Annotated in this window: 18 protein-coding genes; 15 read left to right on the top strand and 3 right to left on the bottom strand. The window is 40.4% G+C overall.

From position 1 onward, the window contains the following. The first annotated feature begins 90 nt into the window (after positions 1 to 90). The 5 genes from E2R53_RS13225 to E2R53_RS13205 all read left to right on the top strand — a co-directional run bounded on the left by E2R53_RS13225 (position 91) and on the right by E2R53_RS13205 (position 4,516). Positions 91 to 1,500, top strand: coding sequence for a spore germination protein (locus E2R53_RS13225; protein WP_133312175.1), 1,410 nt, complete (start codon positions 91 to 93; stop codon positions 1,498 to 1,500). Next, positions 1,497 to 2,678, top strand: a complete 1,182-nt coding sequence (locus tag E2R53_RS13220) for a Ger(x)C family spore germination protein (protein WP_133312174.1) — start codon at positions 1,497 to 1,499, stop codon at positions 2,676 to 2,678. Before E2R53_RS13225 ends, E2R53_RS13220 begins: the two co-directional genes overlap by 4 nt. Before the next feature lie 12 nt (positions 2,679 to 2,690). Next, positions 2,691 to 3,806, top strand: a complete 1,116-nt coding sequence (locus E2R53_RS13215; RefSeq protein ID WP_133312173.1) for a GerAB/ArcD/ProY family transporter — start codon at positions 2,691 to 2,693, stop codon at positions 3,804 to 3,806. A 10-nt stretch (positions 3,807 to 3,816) separates the two neighbouring features. Continuing rightward, positions 3,817 to 4,029 carry a hypothetical protein gene (locus tag E2R53_RS13210; protein ID WP_133312172.1) on the top strand — a complete coding sequence of 71 codons (213 nt, stop codon included), beginning with the start codon at positions 3,817 to 3,819 and terminating at the stop codon, positions 4,027 to 4,029. 64 nt (positions 4,030 to 4,093) lie between these two features. Then, positions 4,094 to 4,516: a ferritin-like domain-containing protein gene (locus E2R53_RS13205; protein ID WP_133312171.1), complete on the top strand. Its 423-nt coding sequence runs from the start codon at positions 4,094 to 4,096 to the stop codon at positions 4,514 to 4,516. A 180-nt stretch (positions 4,517 to 4,696) separates the two neighbouring features. Here E2R53_RS13205 and E2R53_RS13200 read toward each other — a convergent pair whose 3' ends face one another. Beyond that, positions 4,697 to 5,149, bottom strand: coding sequence for a lipoprotein (locus E2R53_RS13200; RefSeq protein ID WP_133312170.1), 453 nt, complete (start codon positions 5,147 to 5,149; stop codon positions 4,697 to 4,699). A gap of 299 nt (positions 5,150 to 5,448) precedes the next feature. Between E2R53_RS13200 and E2R53_RS13195 the strand changes: the two genes are divergently transcribed. The 6 genes from E2R53_RS13195 to E2R53_RS13170 all read left to right on the top strand — a co-directional run bounded on the left by E2R53_RS13195 (position 5,449) and on the right by E2R53_RS13170 (position 11,506). Beyond that, the gene (locus tag E2R53_RS13195; RefSeq protein ID WP_133312169.1) at positions 5,449 to 6,282 is read left to right on the top strand and encodes an alpha/beta fold hydrolase; all 834 of its coding nucleotides are present in this window, start codon (positions 5,449 to 5,451) and stop codon (positions 6,280 to 6,282) included. 166 nt (positions 6,283 to 6,448) lie between these two features. Further along, complete coding sequence (locus E2R53_RS13190; protein ID WP_286166195.1) at positions 6,449 to 7,501, top strand: LacI family DNA-binding transcriptional regulator; 1,053 nt, start codon at positions 6,449 to 6,451, stop codon at positions 7,499 to 7,501. Positions 7,502 to 7,615: 114 nt separating this feature from the next. Then, entirely contained in the window at positions 7,616 to 8,848 is a 1,233-nt protein-coding gene (locus E2R53_RS13185) for an ABC transporter substrate-binding protein (RefSeq protein WP_133312167.1), read from the top strand. Positions 8,849 to 9,007: 159 nt separating this feature from the next. Further along, positions 9,008 to 9,871 (top strand): carbohydrate ABC transporter permease, encoded by an 864-nt coding sequence (locus E2R53_RS13180; RefSeq protein ID WP_133312166.1) that lies wholly within the window; start codon positions 9,008 to 9,010, stop codon positions 9,869 to 9,871. After that, the gene (locus tag E2R53_RS13175) at positions 9,871 to 10,692 is read left to right on the top strand and encodes a carbohydrate ABC transporter permease (RefSeq protein ID WP_206197380.1); all 822 of its coding nucleotides are present in this window, start codon (positions 9,871 to 9,873) and stop codon (positions 10,690 to 10,692) included. Before E2R53_RS13180 ends, E2R53_RS13175 begins: the two co-directional genes overlap by 1 nt. A gap of 91 nt (positions 10,693 to 10,783) precedes the next feature. After that, positions 10,784 to 11,506, top strand: a complete 723-nt coding sequence (locus E2R53_RS13170; RefSeq protein ID WP_133312165.1) for a ThuA domain-containing protein — start codon at positions 10,784 to 10,786, stop codon at positions 11,504 to 11,506. Between the two features lie 117 nt (positions 11,507 to 11,623). Here the strand turns inward: E2R53_RS13170 and E2R53_RS13165 are convergent, their stop codons facing one another. Together E2R53_RS13165 and E2R53_RS13160 are read right to left on the bottom strand one after the other, a co-directional pair. After that, the gene (locus E2R53_RS13165) at positions 11,624 to 12,316 is read right to left on the bottom strand and encodes a response regulator (protein ID WP_133312294.1); all 693 of its coding nucleotides are present in this window, start codon (positions 12,314 to 12,316) and stop codon (positions 11,624 to 11,626) included. Further along, on the bottom strand, positions 12,316 to 13,893 hold the full coding sequence (locus tag E2R53_RS13160; protein WP_133312164.1) for an ATP-binding protein: 1,578 nt from the start codon (positions 13,891 to 13,893) through the stop codon (positions 12,316 to 12,318). Before E2R53_RS13160 ends, E2R53_RS13165 begins: the two co-directional genes overlap by 1 nt. Positions 13,894 to 13,999: 106 nt before the next feature. On the opposite strand from E2R53_RS13160, the gene E2R53_RS13155 reads away from it, so the two are divergent. From E2R53_RS13155 to E2R53_RS13135, 4 genes are all read left to right on the top strand, one after another. Continuing rightward, positions 14,000 to 15,028: a DctP family TRAP transporter solute-binding subunit gene (locus tag E2R53_RS13155; RefSeq protein ID WP_133312163.1), complete on the top strand. Its 1,029-nt coding sequence runs from the start codon at positions 14,000 to 14,002 to the stop codon at positions 15,026 to 15,028. A 512-nt stretch (positions 15,029 to 15,540) separates the two neighbouring features. Beyond that, positions 15,541 to 16,803: a dicarboxylate/amino acid:cation symporter gene (locus E2R53_RS13145; protein ID WP_133312161.1), complete on the top strand. Its 1,263-nt coding sequence runs from the start codon at positions 15,541 to 15,543 to the stop codon at positions 16,801 to 16,803. 221 nt (positions 16,804 to 17,024) lie between these two features. Further along, a complete protein-coding gene (locus tag E2R53_RS13140) occupies positions 17,025 to 17,645 on the top strand; it encodes a DUF47 domain-containing protein (protein WP_133312160.1) in 621 nt (206 codons plus the stop codon). Positions 17,646 to 17,656: 11 nt separating this feature from the next. Further along, a complete protein-coding gene (locus tag E2R53_RS13135) occupies positions 17,657 to 18,655 on the top strand; it encodes an inorganic phosphate transporter (protein WP_133312159.1) in 999 nt (332 codons plus the stop codon). Positions 18,656 to 18,774: the final 119 nt, after the last annotated feature.

Here is an 18,774-nt window from a genome sequence, read left to right as displayed (position 1 = left end):
TTAAAAGCAGCTTAATTGTTAAAAAAAGGTTTAAAATACATATTTAAGAATTCAGGATACATACTAATCAAAAACAATTGCGGTGGTTAAATGACCATAACTGATGGCAGAATCTCGTCTGATTTAACACTGAACTGTGAGCGGATGAAAGAAATTACAGGCGGAAGCGCTGACATGATTATTCACCAGATCCAATCATTCAGCCATTCAAACATTAAAGGAATTATGACAAGGATTGACGGAATATCAGATGATACAAAAGTGTTTGAATTTACCTTAAAGCCTCTCATCGAATCGCTCGCTGAAAATAAGCAGTATGCATCCCCCGAATATTTAAAAGAATTAAAAGATACGATCATCGCAATCGATGACATTAAAATGGAAAACAAGTGGGAGAACATCACAAAAGAGCTGCTAGAGGGAAATACAATTCTTCTTTTTGATCAAATAGGATTTGCTTTAATTGTAGGAACATCAGGCGGGGAAAAAAGACCAATTTCAGAGCCTACATCCCAAACGGTTATCCGCGGGCCAAAGGATAGTTTTATAGAAGATATCAGAGTAAATACTTCACTTGTCAGAAGACGTCTGAAATGTCCTGGTCTTTGTGTGGAAAAGCTTGAGGAAGGCGAGTACTCTCATACAAAAGTTGAATTGATGTATTTAAAAGATAAGGTGAATGAGAAAGCTCTTGAAGCAATAAAAGAAAAGCTTGTGAATAAACATCCAAATATTATCATGGAATCTGCCTATATCGAAAAAATCGTACAAAACGATCAGATTACTCCATTTCCCGTGATAAATCATACAGAAAGACCTGATGAAATTGTCAGTAACCTGTATGAGGGAAGAATCGCCATCTTTATTGACGGAACACCTTTTGTCCTCTATTGCCCAATCGAATTCCGTACTTTTTTCCAGACAACGGAGGATTATTTTCAGCAGTTCAGCATTGATAAATTCATGCAGGGCCTAAGATATTTTGCTTTTTTCCTGTCCTTATTTGCCCCGTCTATCTATATTGGTCTGGTGACACATCATCAGGCAATGATTCCAAACAGTCTCCTGCTGAGTCTCTATGCTCAAAGGGAAGGAATTCCATTTCCTTCCTTAATTGAGGCTCTAATTATGGAGACAACTTTTGAAATTTTAAGGGAAGCAGGAATCCGAATGCCGAGAGCAATCGGCCAGGCGGTATCGATTGTTGGAGCATTAGTCATTGGTCAAACGGCAGTAGAGGCAGGTCTTGTATCTACAGCGGTTGTGATAGTGGTCTCAATTACGGCAATCTCAAGCTTCACAACACCCAACTACAGCTTGGCTACAACCGCAAGGATGCTACGGTTTATCTTTATGTTCGTTTCTTATTTTCTCGGTTTTTACGGTCTGCTTCTCTCAATGTTAATTTTGATGGGTCATTTAATGAGTTTAAAATCACTCAATATGCCTTATTTCACCTATAATAATTCAGGCAAAAAAGGTAGGAAGAGTTCAACATGAAGAAAATCGCGCTGATGATCTGTTTTTTCTTACTAATGAGCGGCTGCGGCACCCAAAAAGAGTTAAACGAGCTTGCATTAATTTTGGCGCTTGGAGTGGATGTTCACGATGACAGCGGCTATCAGGTCACCCTTCAAATTGCTGATCCGAGCGAAATAATTTCCATTACAGGTGCTACAAGCGGAACAACATCCATTCCAATTGTCAATTATACAGGTGTTGGCCCAACTTTTATTGACGCTCTGGGGGATGCGGCAAAGCAAGTATCCCGAAGCACCTTTTACACTCATGTGGCCTTAATTGTCATCGGGCAGGATTTAGCTGAGCGGGGGATCTTTCCGCTTCTTGATATTTTAGAAAGGGAGCCTGAGATCAGGGAAAACATTCCGATTGTGATAGGGAATCAGGCTTCAGCCTTTCAGGTTCTTAACTCTTTGACAATGATCAATAAACTTCCGGCTTTCTCCATCAAGGGCAAGCTGAAAATGAATGAGGAGAGCTTCGGTAATACGATGACTGTGTCTATTAAAGAATTCCTGATAAAGAAAGATTCCGAAGAAGGATATCCTATCGTCAGCGGGGTAAAAACTCCAGACTATACGGAAAAGACAAGTCAAAAAGTGAACCTTGAACAGGCAGCTCCAAAATCAAGTCTTGTGTCAGGACTGGCTGTTTTTGATCAAGAAGGGAAATTTCTTTATTGGCTGGAAGAGGAGCAAAAGAGAAGTGTTCTTTTTTTAGAAAATAGGATACAGCAGACATTCATCACGGTGCCCTGTGACGATGAAAATTCAACAACAATAAAGGTGACGTACGCTAAAGTCAAAAAGAAAGCCAGTATGACAGGTGATCACATCAAACTGAGCGTAACCATAAAAGCGGAAGCTGAAATAGACGGTTTAGGCTGTGAGAATCAAAAAATGAAGAAAAAAAGGACGATTACAGACTTTGAAAAAGAGCTGGAAGGGCTCATTGAACAAGAAATACTGGCGTCGATTAAAGAATCCCAAAATCGTCAAACCGATATTTATGGATTTGGAGAAACGATTTACCGTCAAAATCCGGATCAGTGGAAAAAGCTGAAGGACCAATGGGAAGAGTTATTTTCCGGTGCGGATGTGGACGTACATGCGGAAGCGGAGATTAAGCGAACTGGCAATATCACAAATTCAAATTAAGGGACAGATGCTATGCAAATGCCTTCCATTACATCAAACCAATTGCTGTTTACCATTTTTATATTTGAAATAGGAAGCGCCATTTTGCTTGATGCAGCTAAAGGGGCAAAACAGGATGCATGGATTGCAGTCCTGCTTGGGTTTGCTGCGGCTATTCCGCTTATTTTATTATATCTTTCTCTCTACCGGAAAAATCCGGAACTAACTCTTACAGGTCAATTAATGAAAGGATTTGGAAAGAAAATCGGGCTCCTGCTCTGCTTTGCATATATGATATATTTTCTCTACATAAGTGCAAGAGTATTAAGAGATTTTGGAGAGCTGCTGATCATTTCTGCGTATAAGGATACGTCTATGATTGTGATCAATAGCTTCATGATTCTCTGCGTCATCTATTTTTCGCTAAAGTCCTTTCAGGTTGTTGCAAAGCTCAGTGTTCTATTATTTGTTTTAATTATCGTTCCGTTCTTTGTTATTATTATGTTTGAAATTCTCTCGCAGCTTGTTCATGTGGAGTATGTTAAGCCCATCCTTGGAAACGGATGGGGACCTGTGTTAAAAACGATTTTTCCAACAATCCTGACCTTTCCATTTGGAGAAATGGTCGTATTTTTAATGATTTTCCCACTGCTGGATGAGAAAAAGAAGGCATTAAAGGTAACATTCACAGCACTGATTATGGTGACATTTGTTTTAACGACAACAGCGTTTCTGCACGTTGCCATTTTAGGTGCCGAAATGGTCGACAGATCCATGTTTCCTATTTTAACCACCGTTTCTCTTGTCAGCATTTCAGACTTTATTGAAAGACTTGATGCCTTTGTTGTTATATTAATGATTGTCACAGGCTTTATGAAAGTCTATATTTTCTTCTACGGAGCAACAAGAATGGCAGAAGAGGTATCGGGAGTGCCGATCAAACAAATCTCTGTTGCTTTCGGTATTTTTGTCATTCTTTTAGCAGTGCTGATCGCTCCAGATTACATTGAACATATTAAAGAAGGAATTGAAGTCGTTCCGTACTTTCTTCATATTCCCTTTCAGATTGTCTTGCCTGTACTCTTATTTTTAACTCTTAAAGTAAAGTCATATTTAGCTAAGCAAAGGAAAATGCCGCTTAAGCAATAGGAGGGATAAAATGGTAAAGAGAATTGGTTTTGGGGCGGTAAGTTTTATTTCACTATTTGGTCTGGCGGTCGGAATAGACCTGATACAGGGAATGGAATGGAGTGTTTTTTTTAAAGAAGCAAAATTTTATTTCGGCACACTTAAACTGGATGATTATTTTTCAATTTCAATATGGCTTAGTTTAATGATCTTTTACTTGATCAAAGTCCCCAATCAGCAATAATAGGCATACTCTCTCTTTTTAAAAATATATTTCTAACAATGATTTAAAAAGGGGAGAAAAGATAATGTATAACTACTATAGGGCAAATCAAAATGAAGTAGATCAAATTGCAAAAGCACTTGCAGGAGAATATAATGCGATTCAATGCTATGAACAGATGGCCAATAAGGCGAAGAATGAGGAAGAGAAAAAGAAAATCATGGAGATTAGAAATGATGAAATAAAACACTATCAGACATTCGCTGCTATTTATCAGAGTCTGTCCGGGATGCAGTACAATCCTGAACAAACGGAAGAATGCACTGAGGAGTATTATGCTGCTCTGACAGCGGCATTTAAAGATGAGCAGGAGACTGTGGATTTTTATCTTGATATTGCTGAGAATGCAAGCAGCCCCTATATTCGAAAACAATTTAAAAGAGCATCAGCAGATGAACAGAATCATGCCGTATGGTTCCTGTATTATTTAAGAGATAAGAAAGTATAAAATTTTGCGATTCGATGGCGAGCGGAATCGCTCAGGCTCCTCGGCCAGAACGGATCCGAAAGTATTGGCAAAAAGCGCCTTTTCTGACGGATCCTTATCTGTCATGCCTGCGCTAAACGGGCGCTTGCGCTTTTCTTAATGCAGAACAGGTGAGGGCAATTTCATCGCTGATGCCTGATGTCACTTCAATTGATAATCGACTTTGCTGTAAAGCCTCGTTCCGTTATGAAGCCCAAGCTTTTTTTCCTGGTTTTCATTAAGACCGTTAATACTGATTACAATTTCGTCACCCCGCAGGGAAATCGTTCCTTCAACAGGTTTTTCAATTGCAGAATCCTCTATTGTAAAAGGGCCATCTCCATTTCCGCGGATGGTCGTTTTTGTTTTGTGTTCCTTCAGAATCTTGTTGTCCTTCGACTTAAGTCCAAGTGTCAGCTCAGCAACCTGTCCATCTTCAGGGAATTTGACAATGGCAAAATTGCCTTCTTCTTTCACCTTAACCCGGTCTACCCAAGTTCCGTTATAGATGCCCTGCATACTGTAATCTTCGTTCTGAAGCTGCGGGCGGTTGCATCCAGAAAGAATAAATGCAGCGACAGCAACAAACAAAAGACTTAATTTCAATTTCTTCATAGCAGATCCCTTCCTGTTCCAAATCTCTCTCTTATTATCGCCTAAAAAGGGGGAAAGAAGCAAAGGATAGAGAGTCATCGGCAGGATATTGAAAAGAAGAGACACGATCCGGAGCATCAACTCGCATAAATGCATTTCAATTAGCGGGAACCTGACGCAAGCTCGCAGGAATTTCAGTTTAATTCGCAAACAAACTAGGGTAGAAAGCAGTATGCTAGAGTACTCGTTTAATTGAAAGAAGAAAAGGGTATAAATAAAGCTTACGACAAGAAAATTGCAGAAGATGAGAGGATTCCATAATGAAATCAAAAAAGAATATCGCACTTATTACAGCTATTTGTTTATTAGCCATCGTTTTTATCATTCAGACTGTAAAGCCTGAGATTTCAAATGGAGCAAGCGGGGTAAAGGAAGAAGGAACGCCGACGGTTTTCGTTCACGGCTACAGAGGCTCGCTGAATTCGTTCGAAGGCATGATAGAGAGATTTCAATCCGATTACGAATGGGGAGAAAAAAAACTTGTTTGTACTTCGGATAATAGAGTAGCGGAATGCAGTCCCCTGACAGAGGAAAAAGTGAAAAATCCTCTTATACAAGTTTATTTCGAGGACAACGATTCGAATTTTGAAAAGACAAGCATAGAACTTGGAAATATCTTAAAGCTTTTAAAAGAAAAATATGGATACGATAAAATCAATATCGTTGCCCATTCCATGGGTGGCCTTGTTTCAGTCAATTATATTCAGGAAACTAGACAGGAAAAAGAGTTTCCTGAAGTTGAAAAGCTTATTACAATCGGATCTCCATTCAAAGGCATTAAGAGAGAAGTATTTGAAAAAAGATATCATGAGAAAAAGCATGATTTAATTGCAGATTCACAGGCAATTCAGGAATTATATGCAGAAAAAGAGAACTTCGATCCAACTACACAAGTGTACTCAATTGCAGGGAAAATCAGTAAAAAAGAAGATGGAGACGGCTTGGTCTCCGTTCAAAGTGCAACATCTCTAAAAAAAGCAGTTGCTTCAGACCAGTACCGTGAGCAAGTCATTGTATCCAAGAAAGCTACTCATAATGGCCTTCATGAAAATAAGGAAGTCGACGAGGAAGTCGGAAGGTTTTTGTGGAAGTAGATAAAGAAAGAGTCCATAGCGGGCTTTTTTTTTTGCATTATAAATACAAAATGGACCAGGCAGCCAGGACCATGATCATATGTATGTTCCAACTTTGCTGCTTTAACTGATTAGAAAAATTTAATTATTTTCATATTGTAAATGCTTTCATTAGGTGGTACTATAAATTTACGAAAACGTTTACGCGCGAGCAGAGAGAAGGTGGGAAATGAATTATACCATCAAAGATGTAGCAAAAAAGGCCAATGTTTCGATAGCAACTGTTTCAAGAATTCTCAATAATCAGAAGGGTTACTCTGAGAAAACGAAACGGAAAGTTCTTGAAGCCATCGAAGAATTGGACTATCATCCAAACGCGATTGCAAGAGGACTGATCAATAAAAAAACGTCGACGATTGGTGTATTATTTCCGGCACTTTCAAGTATGCTCGTGACGGAACTGTTAGCCGGAATAGAAAAAGCAGCTCATCAGCTTGGATCAAGCGTGATTGTCTGCCATACAGAGTCCAATGGTTCAAAAACAATGAAATATCTGCAATTGCTCAATGAAAAGCGTGTTGACGGAATCATTTTTACGAGTGAGATTCTAAAAGAAGAATACTACGAATTTATTCAGAAAATGAATATTCCCCTCGTCCTTTTATCAACTGAATCACGTGCTTATTCAGTGCCTTACGTCAAAGTGGATGACAGGCATGCCGCGTATTCTGCCGCACAGTACTTAATTAAAAAAGGGCACACTCGCATCGGCATGATCAGCGGAAATCAAAATGATCTTATCGCTGGAAAACCGAGAATTGACGGCTTTAAGGATGCGTTAATGGACCATGGTTTGTCCGTTGATGACAGCCGGATTGTCTGCAGCGAAGGGTTTACCTTTGCAGACGGAATAAAAGGATTTAAGAAAATGAGACAGCAGGCAGCTGAAGTGACAGCAATCTTTGCTGCAAGCGATGAAATTGCTTTTGGCGCGATTTCAGCGGCATATCAGCAGGGCATAAGGATACCCGAAGAATTATCGATTATCGGCTATGATAACTTAAGCATCGCTGAAATGTCGATTCCGCCTTTAACATCACTTGCTCAGCCCTTCTATGAGATGGGAGAAAAAGCTGCAAACATGATATTTGACATGATAAACGGCGAACAGCTCGTAGAAAGCCGGATTATGCCGCATTCGATCATGGAAAGAAGCAGTGTGGCAGAAAAAGAGGAATAGCTTTCTTCTTTTTTGAACATTACGTAAACGTTTACGCTGATAAAGTGAAAAAATGGTTCTTTTTTTGAAGAAAAGAGTAAACGTTTACTTATTCTGAATTGGGAGGCGAAATGAATGATCAAAAAGGTAACCGCAATCGCCGCAGGCATTGTACTTGGCGCGTCGATACTAGCAGGATGCTCTTCGGGAGATGAGAAAGACGGGAAGGTAACGCTGAATCTTTTCTCCAACAAATCTGAAAACATCAATACGTATAAAGGTCTGATAGAAGAGTTTGAAGCAGAGAATCCAGATATCAGAATTAAATTTGATTCTCCTCCGGAAGCAGAGACTGTGCTGCGGACAAAGCTTATAAAGAATGACATTCCTGACGTCATGCTGATTGCAGGAAACGCTACATACGGAGAATTGGGCAGGGCAGGAGTTCTTGAGGATTTTGCTGATTCAGAACTGATCGACTCGATTCAGCCTTCTTATCTTGACATGATTGACCGCTTAGTAGGTCCTGAAAAAGATGGCGTCTACGGGCTCCCTTATGCGACAAACGCAAACACGGTTATTTATAACAAACAGAAGTTTGAAGAGCTTGGTCTTGAAGTTCCGAAAACGTGGGATGAATTTATCGCCGTATTGGAAAAAGCAAAAGCTGCAGGCGAAATACCAATCTATTTAACGCTTAAGGATGCTTGGACCGGCATGATTTCCTTGAACTCTCTAGGAGGTAATCTGGCTGGCGAAGAATTTGCAGAAAAGAAAAGCGCGGGAAAAACATCTTTTGTAAAGAGCTACGATGAAGTCGCTGACAAGATGCTGACCTTGACTGAATACGGACATAAAGACAACTTTGGGATTGCCTACGGCGATGGCAACAATGCGTTCGCAGCAGGCGAGGGTGTCATGTATATTCAAGGAAACTGGGCGATTCCTGAGATCTTAAAAGCAAATCCTGAAGCAGAGCTTGGCGTTTTCCCGATGCCGGTAACAAACGACCGGGAGCAAAACAAACTTGTTTCAGGTGTTGATGTTCTGCTTACTATCAGCAAGGACAGCGAACACAAAAAAGAAGCTGAAAAATTCCTCGAATTCATGCTGGAGAAAGAGACAGCAAAACGTTATATTGATGAGCAAAAAGCTTTCTCTGCAATAGAAGGTGTTTATCAAGAGGACCCGGTTTTCGAAGGAATAAAAGAAAACTTTGAAAAAGGAAAGATTACAAGTTTCCAAGATCACTATTATCCAGCAGGAATGGGTGCAGAAAACATTCTTCAGGAATTTCTGATCGAGAAAAAGAAAGGCGCTTTCTTGAAGAAAATGGATAGAGAGTGGGAGAAAGTAGAGGATCGCTGATCGGGCGATTCAACATTTCATTTTGTCCAGCCGCACAGCCCTCCGCCTCAGTCAGAACAGATTCCCGAAAAAGTCAAAACAGGACTTTTACGGTGAATCCTTATCTGCCTGCAGGGTCTAAAGGGGCCGTTCCGCATTTCTAGTAAAGGAGATGAATCGATGAACACTAAAAACAGAGTATTTCTGATCATGACCATTCCTGCTGTTATCCTGTTCTTTATCTTTCATACCTATCCTGCGCTTCAAGGGATATTCTACAGTTTTACGGACTGGAGAGGGTACGGGGAATGGAACTTTGTAGGATTTAAAAATTATCTGAATGTCTTTAAAGACGAAAGAGCACTGGATGCGTATGGTTTTACGTTTAAATTCGCAATCATCTCAACGATTCTCGTGAATTTTTTCAGCTTGCTTGTGGCAATGGGGCTTAATGCGAAGATTAAGTTTCAGAAAACACTTCGGGCTGTGTATTTTATGCCTTATATCTTAAGTATTCTGATCGTTGGTTTTATCTTCAACTTCATTTTTACGCATTTTCTGCCTGATATCGCAGGAGGCCTTGGAATTGAGGCATTATCTAAAAATATTCTTGGCGATCCGAACCTTGCCTGGGTTGGTATCGTGATCGTAGCTGTTTGGCAGGCAATCGCGTTCAATACAATCTTGTACCTTGCAGGTCTTGTTACCATTACAGAGGATTTATATGAAGCGGCAAGCATTGACGGTGCTGGAATTTGGACAAAGTTCTGGAAAATCACGTTTCCGCTGATTGCTCCATTTTTCACCATCAATATGATTTTATCTATGAAAGGCTTTCTGATGGTGTTTGACCAAATTGTTGCCCTTACAGGCGGAGGACCTGGTCAATCAACAGAATCGATTTCACTTCTGATTTATAGAGGCGGCTTCCAAGGCGGAGAATTTGCCTATCAGTCTGCAAATGCAGTCATTTACTTTATTGTGATTGTGATCTTTTCTATCTTTCAGCTTAAGATTCTTGAAAAAAGAGAGGTGGGGAACTGATGATCAGCAAAAAGACAAACTGGCCTGTCACCATTCTCTTGATTTTAGGGGCCATGTTCATTATCCTGCCGCTTTACTTAACCGTTACCATTGCCTTTAAAACACCGCAGGAGCTTGCGGGAAACCTGCTTGCCCTGCCGCAGTCATGGTCTTTAGATAACTTTACTAAAGCAATCGAAATGACAAATTTCTTCAATGCATTAAAAAACAGCGTATTCGTCACTGTATTAGTAGTAATCTTTACAGTCCTGACGAATTCAATGGTCGCTTATGCGATTGCACGCAACATGCATAAGAAGTTTTATAAATTTACCTTTTACTATTTTGTAAGTGCGATGTTCATTCCATTCCCGATCATCATGCTTCCGATTGTAAGACAAACTGCATTATGGGGCATGGATAATCTAGTTGGATTGGTGATTTTGTACATTGTCTACAATCTATCTTTCAACATCTTTATCTATGTAGGGTATATTAGATCCATTCCTAAAGAGCTGGAAGAAGCAGCAATTGTAGATGGAGCAACAACATGGGGAGTGTTCTGGAAGGTCATTTTCCCGCTGCTGGCACCAATGAACGCAACAGTCGCCATTCTTACATGCCTTGGAGCATGGAACGATTTTCTCTTGCCGCTCGTCGTACTGAGCGACAGCGACATGGCAACATTGCCGCTTGTGCAGTACATTTTCCAATCACAGTTCAGCACAGATTATAACCTGGCATTTGCCTCATACCTGCTTGCACTGATTCCGATGATTATTGTCTATGTGTTTGCACAAAAATGGATCATCAGCGGAGTCATGAAAGGATCAATTAAATAATATGGCTTAATTAATAGGCCGGATTATTGTATATTGAAATAGAAAGATTAGCTTAAATATTAAAAATAATATATTATAGGGAGATTTTAAAATGAAAATTACAGTTTGGAACGAAAACCGCCATGAACAAAAAAATCCGGCAGTAGCAGAAATTTATCCTGAAGGCATCCACGGCGCTATCGCTAACTTCTTAAAAGAAAGCGGCATTGACGCTGCGACAGCTACATTAGATCAGCCTGAGCACGGGTTAACAGAAGAAGTATTAAGCGAGACAGATGTTCTATTCTGGTGGGGCCACCTGGCACATGATGAGGTTTCTGACGAAATCGTGGAGCGTGTTCAAAAACGTGTACTTGAAGGAATGGGCTTAGTCGTTCTTCACTCAGGCCACTTCTCAAAAATCTTCAAAAAGCTGATGGGTACATCTTGCGACCTTAAATGGCGCGAAGCTGACGACAAAGAGCGTCTATGGGTTGTTGATCCTTCTCATCCGATTACTGAAGGAATCGGCGAATTCATCGAAATTGAAAAAGAAGAAATGTACGGAGAGCATTTTGATATTCCGGCTCCTGATCAATTAGTATTTGTCAGCTGGTTTGAAGGCGGAGAAGTGTTCCGTTCAGGCTGCACATATCAAAGAGGAAACGGAAAGATTTTCTACTTCCGCCCAGGACACGAAACATACCCGACTTATCACAACAAAGAAATTCAAAAAGTATTAGTCAATGCAGCTAAATGGGCTGCACCGACAAAACGCGAGTATCCTGTTTACGGAAATGCTCAGCCGCTTGAGAAAATTACTGTTAAATCATAATAAAAAAAGGTACGCAATTGCGTACCTTTTTTTATTGTTTTGTTGAAATGGGAACCCTAAGAAATCATCGTGGTACGAAATCGTACAAGAAACCATGTTTAGAGTGCTCAAGGATAACTATGCTTTACCTGAAATAAGATACTTGTTAACAGGTCTTCCGATGCCGCCATAATGAATATCAATCTCTAATTTGCCATCCTGTTCAAGGTGTTCAAGATATCGCCGCGCTGTTACTCTGGCGATTCCGACGCTTGATGCCACATTCTCAGCTGAAACAGGAGCGCTTTGATCCTTGAGAAAGGTAAGAATTTTATGGAGTGTCACCTCATGCAAGCCTTTTGGCAAATCCTTTCTCTCATCAAGATCTTCTTTTTGAAACCTGATCGAATCCAATTCTTTTTGTGTCAGCTGTGTTTTATCTTTCAGCTTGCTGCGGTAGGCGGAATAGTTTTCAAGTGACTGCTTCAGCCGTTCGAATTTAAATGGCTTCATTAAATAATCAACGGCCCCGTGGAGCAGAACATTTCGGACTGTTTCCATATCGCTTGCTGCGGTTATCGCAATAATATCAGCTGCATGACCTTCAGCCCGAATGGCTTGAATGGTCTCAAGTCCATTCATCTTGGGCATATACATATCAATCAAAATCAGATCAGGAGCAAGCTTTCTCACAAGCTCAAGGCCATCAGCGCCATTTGCTGCGATGCCAATAACCTCAAAGCCTTCCACTCTCTCTAAAAACTCCCGATTCACCTCCTGAACCATTAAATCATCTTCAATCAGAAGTACGGAAACTGGTTTGACCGGCATCATATCTCCTCCATAAAAAAAGTAACTGTAAAGCTTGTTCCTGCTCCTTCTTCAGACTCCACTAGGATTGTGCCCTTTGCCTGCTGAATAAGCTGATTGACTAAATGCAGCCCTATTCCCCGCTCACTGCCTCCCTTTGTAGAAAAGCCCTGTTCAAAAATACGGGGGCGGTCCGCTTCTTTTATTCCGCTTCCATTATCCTCGACTAAAATTGTCAGTATTTCTGCCTCCTGTTCGATGCTGATAAAAATATGAGGGTAAGGACCTTGATGGTGTTTAAAAGAATCAAACGCATTTTCAATCAAGTTTCCAAGAATCAGAACAAAATCATGATGATCAAGATTGGATGGGAAGCTTTTGAACTGGCTGTTACGGTCAATTTTCACACTGATTCCAAGTTCCGTTCCGCGGCGTATTTTACTGAGCAGCAGGCCGGCAAGACTCTCATCTCTTATGTTTTTACTCAAAAATTGAATCAGCTCTTCTTGCTCTTCAGTCGTTTTAAAGACAAATTGCAGCGCTTTTTCGTGGTTTCCCAACTGTATTAAACCTGCGATTGTATGGAGTTTATTATTGTATTCATGATTTTGGACACGTAAAGCGTTTACAAAGGCTCGTACGCCTGTTAATTCTTCTGCCATCTTTTTCACTTCTGTCCGGTCCTGAAAGATGGCCACTGCTCCCACCGTCTCGCCGCTCACCTTAATTGGGACCCGGTTGCTCAAAATGTTGAGGTTGCCGACATTAAGTTCTTTGCTGTAAATCGCATGATCAAGCTTGAGAATTTCAGGCAAGGCCGTATCAGGAATGACTTCTCTGATGGATTTGCCGATTACATCACCGTTAATCCGCATCATTTTCATGGCTTTATTATTAAAAATCGTAATCTTTTCATTTGTATCAATCGCTATTACACCTTCGTGCATAGCATTGAAGGTTTCAGTGCGTTCTACAAGCAGTCTGGCAATTTCATGCGGCTCGAGGTGAAACATCTGCCTTTTAATTTGACGGGCCAGTATCCATGCGCCCCACCCTCCAAAGAGCAAAGAGAGACTTGCTGTGATAAAAATTTCAAACGCAAGGCTTTGCAGCACTTCAAGAAAGACCGGAAGTTTGTATCCGGCAAGAACGACTCCAATTTGCTCATGGTCGTCGTTCATTACAGGGACAAATGCACGCATGACCGTCCCGATTTCTCCATTTGCTTTAGATGTATAGGAGTGTTCTGCAAAGGCAGGCCCTTCATCGTTCCCCTGTGAGCGGGTTCCAATTCTATCATGTACGGGATGTGTCAGCCGTTTTCGATCCATATTTAAAACGACAATATAATTTGCGTTGTTGATGATTCTTAGGCGGTCAATCACTTTGTTAAGGTCGTTCTCCCTGCTTTGAAGTGCTTCTTTCACTTCAGGAAGTTCAGCAATCGTTTGTGCTGTAACGAAAGAGCGCGCCTTTAATTCTTCTTCTTTTCCGCTTATGTAATTGCCGATTAAAACAATTCCAGCGAGAAAAAGAGAAAACCCTAATATAAAGAAGATTAAGCCTGCAATTTTCCATAAGATTGATATACGTCTCATATAGTTCCTCATTATTCTGAAGAATAAAATATCTTTCATTGTAACATGCGCGAAAATGTCATGATACAATGAATCTACTAAAAAATTGATTGAAACGGTGGATAGTATGAAATGGTTTATTAGCGCAAGTCTATTAACAGTGCTCATTTTGGTGGCAGTTTTTTCACATGATCCTATGCACGAAATTGAAGATGACGATGAACAGACTGGTTTGAATGACCAAATTGTGATTAAGTTCAGTCATGTGGTTGCTGAAAATACACCTAAGGGACTGGCGGCAGAAAAATTTGCTGAGATTGTCGCGGACCGGACAGATGGAAAAATAAAAGTGGAAGTTTTTCCGAATGAAATTATGTATTCAGATGAAAAAGAGCTGCAGGCATTAAAAAAGGGCGACGTGCAAATGATTGCCCCTTCTTATTCGAAAATGACAAAGGTCATCCCTGAATGGCAGGTGCTTGATTTGCCGTTTATTTTTCAGGATGAGCAGCACGTAAAAAACGTTTATACAGGGGAAATTGGAGAACGGCTGCTCGGCAAACTTGAACGTGAAAATATTAAGGGCCTTGCTTTATGGGGGAATGGCTTTAAGCAAATGACAAGCAGCAGCGGCGCATTGATTGATCCTGAGGATTTTTCAGGACAGCGATTTAGAATTATGCCGAGTGATACAATCGCTGAACAGTTTGAACTTCTCCATGCCATTCCAAAAGCTGCTTCCTTCAATGATGTATACATCGCATTGGAAGGCAATGAATTTGACGGACAGGAAAACACGATTTCAAATATCTATTCAAAAGGATTTTATCGGCTGCAAAAAGACATGACGGTTTCAGACCACGGCTATTTAGGCTATTCGGTTTTAATGAATGAAGAGTTCTGGAACAGCTTGGAACCCGAACTGCAAACTCAAATTCAAAAAGCCATGAATGAAACGACAGAGTGGATGCTTGAGGAATCAAAAAACATGAACGACTCACAGCTGAGAAGAATGAAACAAAATTCCAAGATGAAAATACATGAGCTGAGTGAAGCTGAAAAAGATAAATGGCAGGAAGTTTTTATGCCGCTTTATGAGGCGTATTCCTCTGAATATGGGGACAAGTGGATTGAAGAAATTCGAAACGAGCGATAAAAATTGGCCGCTGCAAGGGTGCAGCGGTTTTTTCTATTTAGGAGGTATTCGGAGAGAGCAAGGCTTAAAAGAAGATGAAAGCCGAACAGTTGGTTCTGCTTTTCGTGGTGTCCAGCTCCGCCTCCCTTGGCCAGAACAAAATCCTCCAATTAATTCGGAAACCCCATGAATTAATTTCAAAACCCCATGAATTAATTCCCAAATCCCTCCAATTAAATTGAAAACCCCATCAATTCGGTATTGACTCCTCGGTTTGAACAGTCGGTTCCGCTTTTCGTGATGTCCAGCTCCACCTCCTAGCCCCTCGGCCAGAACGGCTCCGCCAGTAAAGGCAAAAAGCGCCTTCACTGGCTGAGACTTATCTGTCTGTCGGAGCTAAACGGGCGATGCCGCTTTTCGTGTGACCAAAAAGACCAAAAAGAACAATAATACCAAAATGGAGTGGTGTCAAAATTATCAGTTAATATAAAGATATTCTTGAAAGCGCTATCAATAATAGAACGGAGGATACTATGAAAATTAACTTTAAGAATTTGACGGTTCAGGTTATTATCGGGATTATTTTAGGGATTGCAGTCGGCTTTTTGTTTCCAAGCTTCGGAATTGAGCTGAAGGTTTTAGCAGATGTTTTTATCAAAATGATTAAAATGGTAATTGCGCCAATTATCTTTTTTACAGTGGTTATTGGTATTGGCAGCATGGGTGACTTGAAAAAGGTCGGAAGAATCGGAGGCAAGGCTCTTCTGTATTTTGAAATTGTGACGACATTTGCACTTGCAATCGGAATAATCGTAGTAGGTATTGTTAAGCCTGGTGACGGCTTCAACACAGATAAAGTTGAGGGTGGAGATGTATCGCAGTATACAGAGCAGGCTGAAGAAACAAGTCACGGATTCGTTGACTTTATCGTCGGCATTATTCCTGAGAATGTAGTAGGCGCGATGGCTGAGGGAGAACTGCTCCCAATCTTATTCTTTGCCGTTCTGTTTGGTATCTCAATGGCAGCGGTTGGCGAAAAAGCAAAACCGGTTGTCGTTTTGTTTGAAAGGCTGACAGATATCTTCTTCGGTGTTGTCAACATGATCATGAAAGTTTCTCCATTTGCAGCATTCGGCGCGATGGCTTACACAATTGGGCAATTTGGACTCGGCTCGCTTGTTGCTCTCGGTAAATTAATGGGTTCTGTTTATATCACGATGTTCCTATTTATCATTTTAATATTAGGAGCGATTGCAAAATATTATGGATTCAGCATCATCAAATTTATCGCTTATATTAAAGAAGAGATCCTGCTTGTTCTCGGAACATCTTCATCAGAATCCGCACTTCCAAAGATGATGGAGAAAATGGAGAAATACGGATGCTCTAAATCTGTTGTCGGACTTGTTATTCCGACAGGCTACTCTTTTAACTTGGATGGCACTTCAATTTATTTATCCATGGCAGCCATGTTTATTGCCCAGGCATATGGAGTCGACCTCAGTATTTGGCAGCAGCTGACCCTTCTTGGCATTCTGATGCTGACATCTAAAGGGGCCGCAGGAGTAACCGGATCCGGCTTTATTACATTGGCAGCAACCCTTGCTGCATTCCCGATGATTCCGGTTGAAGGCATTGCCTTACTGCTCGGGGTGGATCGTTTTATGTCTGAAGCCCGTGCGATCACAAATCTGATTGGAAATGGTGTGGCAACGGTTGTTGTATCTAAAATGGAAGATGAGTTTCATCCTCCTGCTGAACATGCAGAACCTGCAAAAATCTCTATTGCTAAGTAAAAAAAGCGGAGTTTCCGCTTTTTTTTTGTGTTTTTTTAAGATTGTGTAAATTTATATAGAATTTAATACCATAGAAATATTTTACTTATATTAATACTTTGTAAAGAAATTGTTAAAATTAACGACAAAGTCTTTTCGGATTCGACATTAACGTATATACTTTTTAAGTTGCAAATAAAGAGAGAAAATAAAAAATATATCGCTCCTTGGAGGAATAAGCAATGGCTATCAAAAGAAGAAAAGATAAGTTTTCTGAAATGTTAAGTCAAATATCTGAGAACTTAAAAGAAACTGGGCAGTATTTTGTTGATTTTAAAATCAAAAATGCCAACGATCTGAAAGTTTTTTCAGAGACAATTAAGGATTATGAGTCAAAGGGTGACACGTTTGTTCATACCATCATCATGGAACTGAACAAAGCATTCATTACTCCGATTGAGCGCGAAGACATTCTTCAGCTCGCAATGATTATGGACGATGTTTTGGATGGCATCGAGCATTCTGCGGCATTATTTGAAATGTATTCTGTTACACAGCCGACTGACTACATGGTAAAATTCGTTGACACAATTAATGAGTGTACAATTGAAATCGCTAAATCAATTGAGCTGCTTTCAAATAAAAAGCTGAGCGATATCCGCACTCATGCAATCCGTTTAAAAGAACTTGAGTCAAACTGTGATAATTACCTGCGTACAGCTGTGAAAAATTTATTTGCAACCCAAAAAGACCCGATTAAAATCATTCAATATAAAGAGATCTATGAAACACTTGAAGAAATTGCTGATAGCTGTCAGGGTGTTGCGAACACACTTGAGACTATCATCATGAAGAACGCGTAAGAGGCGATATTATGGATACTATATTAATTCTTACCATTCTTATTGTTGTTTTTGCTTTGGCATTTGACTTTATTAACGGATTTCATGATACGGCAAATTCAATCGCGACTTCAGTATCAACTAAAGCCCTTAAACCAAGACAGGCAATCATTCTTGCATCTGTAATGAACTTCGTCGGTGCCATGACATTTACAGGCGTTGCAAAGACGATCACAAAGGATATTGTTGATCCGTTTACCCTGCAAAATGGTTCTGTTGTTATCTTAGCTGCACTTATTGCAGCGATCACGTGGAATTTGATTACCTGGTATTATGGGATTCCAAGCAGTTCTTCCCATGCGATTATTGGTTCAATCGCGGGTGCAGCGATTGCAGCGGCAGGATTTAGTTCATTAAACTATACCGGGTTCTTGAAAATCCTTCAGGCCCTAATCATTTCACCGATCTTGGCATTTATAGTCGGTTATATTGTTTACAGCATTTTCAAGGTCGTTTTTAAAAACAATAATCTTACAAAAACGAACAGAAATTTCCGTGCGATTCAAGTGGCAACTGCTGCTTTGCAATCCTACACTCACGGTACGAATGATGCTCAAAAAGCGATGGGTATCATCACGATGGCCCTGATTGCAGGGAATCTTCAAGATTCAACAGATATTCAATGGTGGGTTCAATTCTCATGTGCCCTTGCCATGGGACTTGGAACGAGTGTCGGCGGCTGGAAAATCATTAAAACTGTTGGCGGTAAGATCATGAAGATTCGCCCAGTTAACGGTGTAGCAGCTGATTTAACAGGAGCAGCGGTTATCTTTGGCGCTTCTATTATTCACTTGCCAGTAAGTACAACACACGTTATTTCATCTTCCATACTTGGTGTGGGTTCTGCCCACCGAATTAAAGGTGTAAAATGGGGAACCGCTAAAACGATGATCATCACATGGTTCATCACTCTGCCGATTTCTGCTACATTAGCAGCGATTTCCTACTATATTTTAAATCTGTTCTTTTAATGAGCAAGCCTTCCTTAATTGGAGGGTTTTTTTATTTTGTATCAGAGAGCGCATCCAAAATGAAGATCATTCTTCTCCTTCAATTAATTGACGAAAAAAACACGGAGTGATACTATTGC

Origin of the sequence: Peribacillus frigoritolerans, assembly GCF_004358755.1 — a bacterium.
GTDB lineage: Bacteria > Bacillota > Bacilli > Bacillales > Bacillaceae > Bacillus_P.
Note: the sequence above shows the minus strand (reverse complement) of the source record. Positions and strands in the feature narration are given on the sequence as shown.

What these genes read in the sequence shown, in the direction of transcription:
- E2R53_RS13225 (WP_133312175.1), top strand. Translation starts at nt 91, where the DNA reads ATGACCATAACTGATGGCAGAATCTCGTCTGATTTAACACTGAACTGT.
- E2R53_RS13220 (WP_133312174.1), top strand. Translation starts at nt 1,497, where the DNA reads ATGAAGAAAATCGCGCTGATGATCTGTTTTTTCTTACTAATGAGCGGC.
- E2R53_RS13215 (WP_133312173.1), top strand. Translation starts at nt 2,691, where the DNA reads ATGCAAATGCCTTCCATTACATCAAACCAATTGCTGTTTACCATTTTT.
- E2R53_RS13210 (WP_133312172.1), top strand. Translation starts at nt 3,817, where the DNA reads ATGGTAAAGAGAATTGGTTTTGGGGCGGTAAGTTTTATTTCACTATTT.
- E2R53_RS13205 (WP_133312171.1), top strand. Translation starts at nt 4,094, where the DNA reads ATGTATAACTACTATAGGGCAAATCAAAATGAAGTAGATCAAATTGCA.
- E2R53_RS13200 (WP_133312170.1), bottom strand. Translation starts at nt 5,149, where the DNA reads ATGAAGAAATTGAAATTAAGTCTTTTGTTTGTTGCTGTCGCTGCATTT.
- E2R53_RS13195 (WP_133312169.1), top strand. Translation starts at nt 5,449, where the DNA reads ATGAAATCAAAAAAGAATATCGCACTTATTACAGCTATTTGTTTATTA.
- E2R53_RS13185 (WP_133312167.1), top strand. Translation starts at nt 7,616, where the DNA reads ATGATCAAAAAGGTAACCGCAATCGCCGCAGGCATTGTACTTGGCGCG.
- E2R53_RS13180 (WP_133312166.1), top strand. Translation starts at nt 9,008, where the DNA reads ATGAACACTAAAAACAGAGTATTTCTGATCATGACCATTCCTGCTGTT.
- E2R53_RS13175 (WP_206197380.1), top strand. Translation starts at nt 9,871, where the DNA reads ATGATCAGCAAAAAGACAAACTGGCCTGTCACCATTCTCTTGATTTTA.
- E2R53_RS13170 (WP_133312165.1), top strand. Translation starts at nt 10,784, where the DNA reads ATGAAAATTACAGTTTGGAACGAAAACCGCCATGAACAAAAAAATCCG.
- E2R53_RS13165 (WP_133312294.1), bottom strand. Translation starts at nt 12,316, where the DNA reads ATGCCGGTCAAACCAGTTTCCGTACTTCTGATTGAAGATGATTTAATG.
- E2R53_RS13160 (WP_133312164.1), bottom strand. Translation starts at nt 13,893, where the DNA reads ATGAGACGTATATCAATCTTATGGAAAATTGCAGGCTTAATCTTCTTT.
- E2R53_RS13155 (WP_133312163.1), top strand. Translation starts at nt 14,000, where the DNA reads ATGAAATGGTTTATTAGCGCAAGTCTATTAACAGTGCTCATTTTGGTG.
- E2R53_RS13145 (WP_133312161.1), top strand. Translation starts at nt 15,541, where the DNA reads ATGAAAATTAACTTTAAGAATTTGACGGTTCAGGTTATTATCGGGATT.
- E2R53_RS13140 (WP_133312160.1), top strand. Translation starts at nt 17,025, where the DNA reads ATGGCTATCAAAAGAAGAAAAGATAAGTTTTCTGAAATGTTAAGTCAA.
- E2R53_RS13135 (WP_133312159.1), top strand. Translation starts at nt 17,657, where the DNA reads ATGGATACTATATTAATTCTTACCATTCTTATTGTTGTTTTTGCTTTG.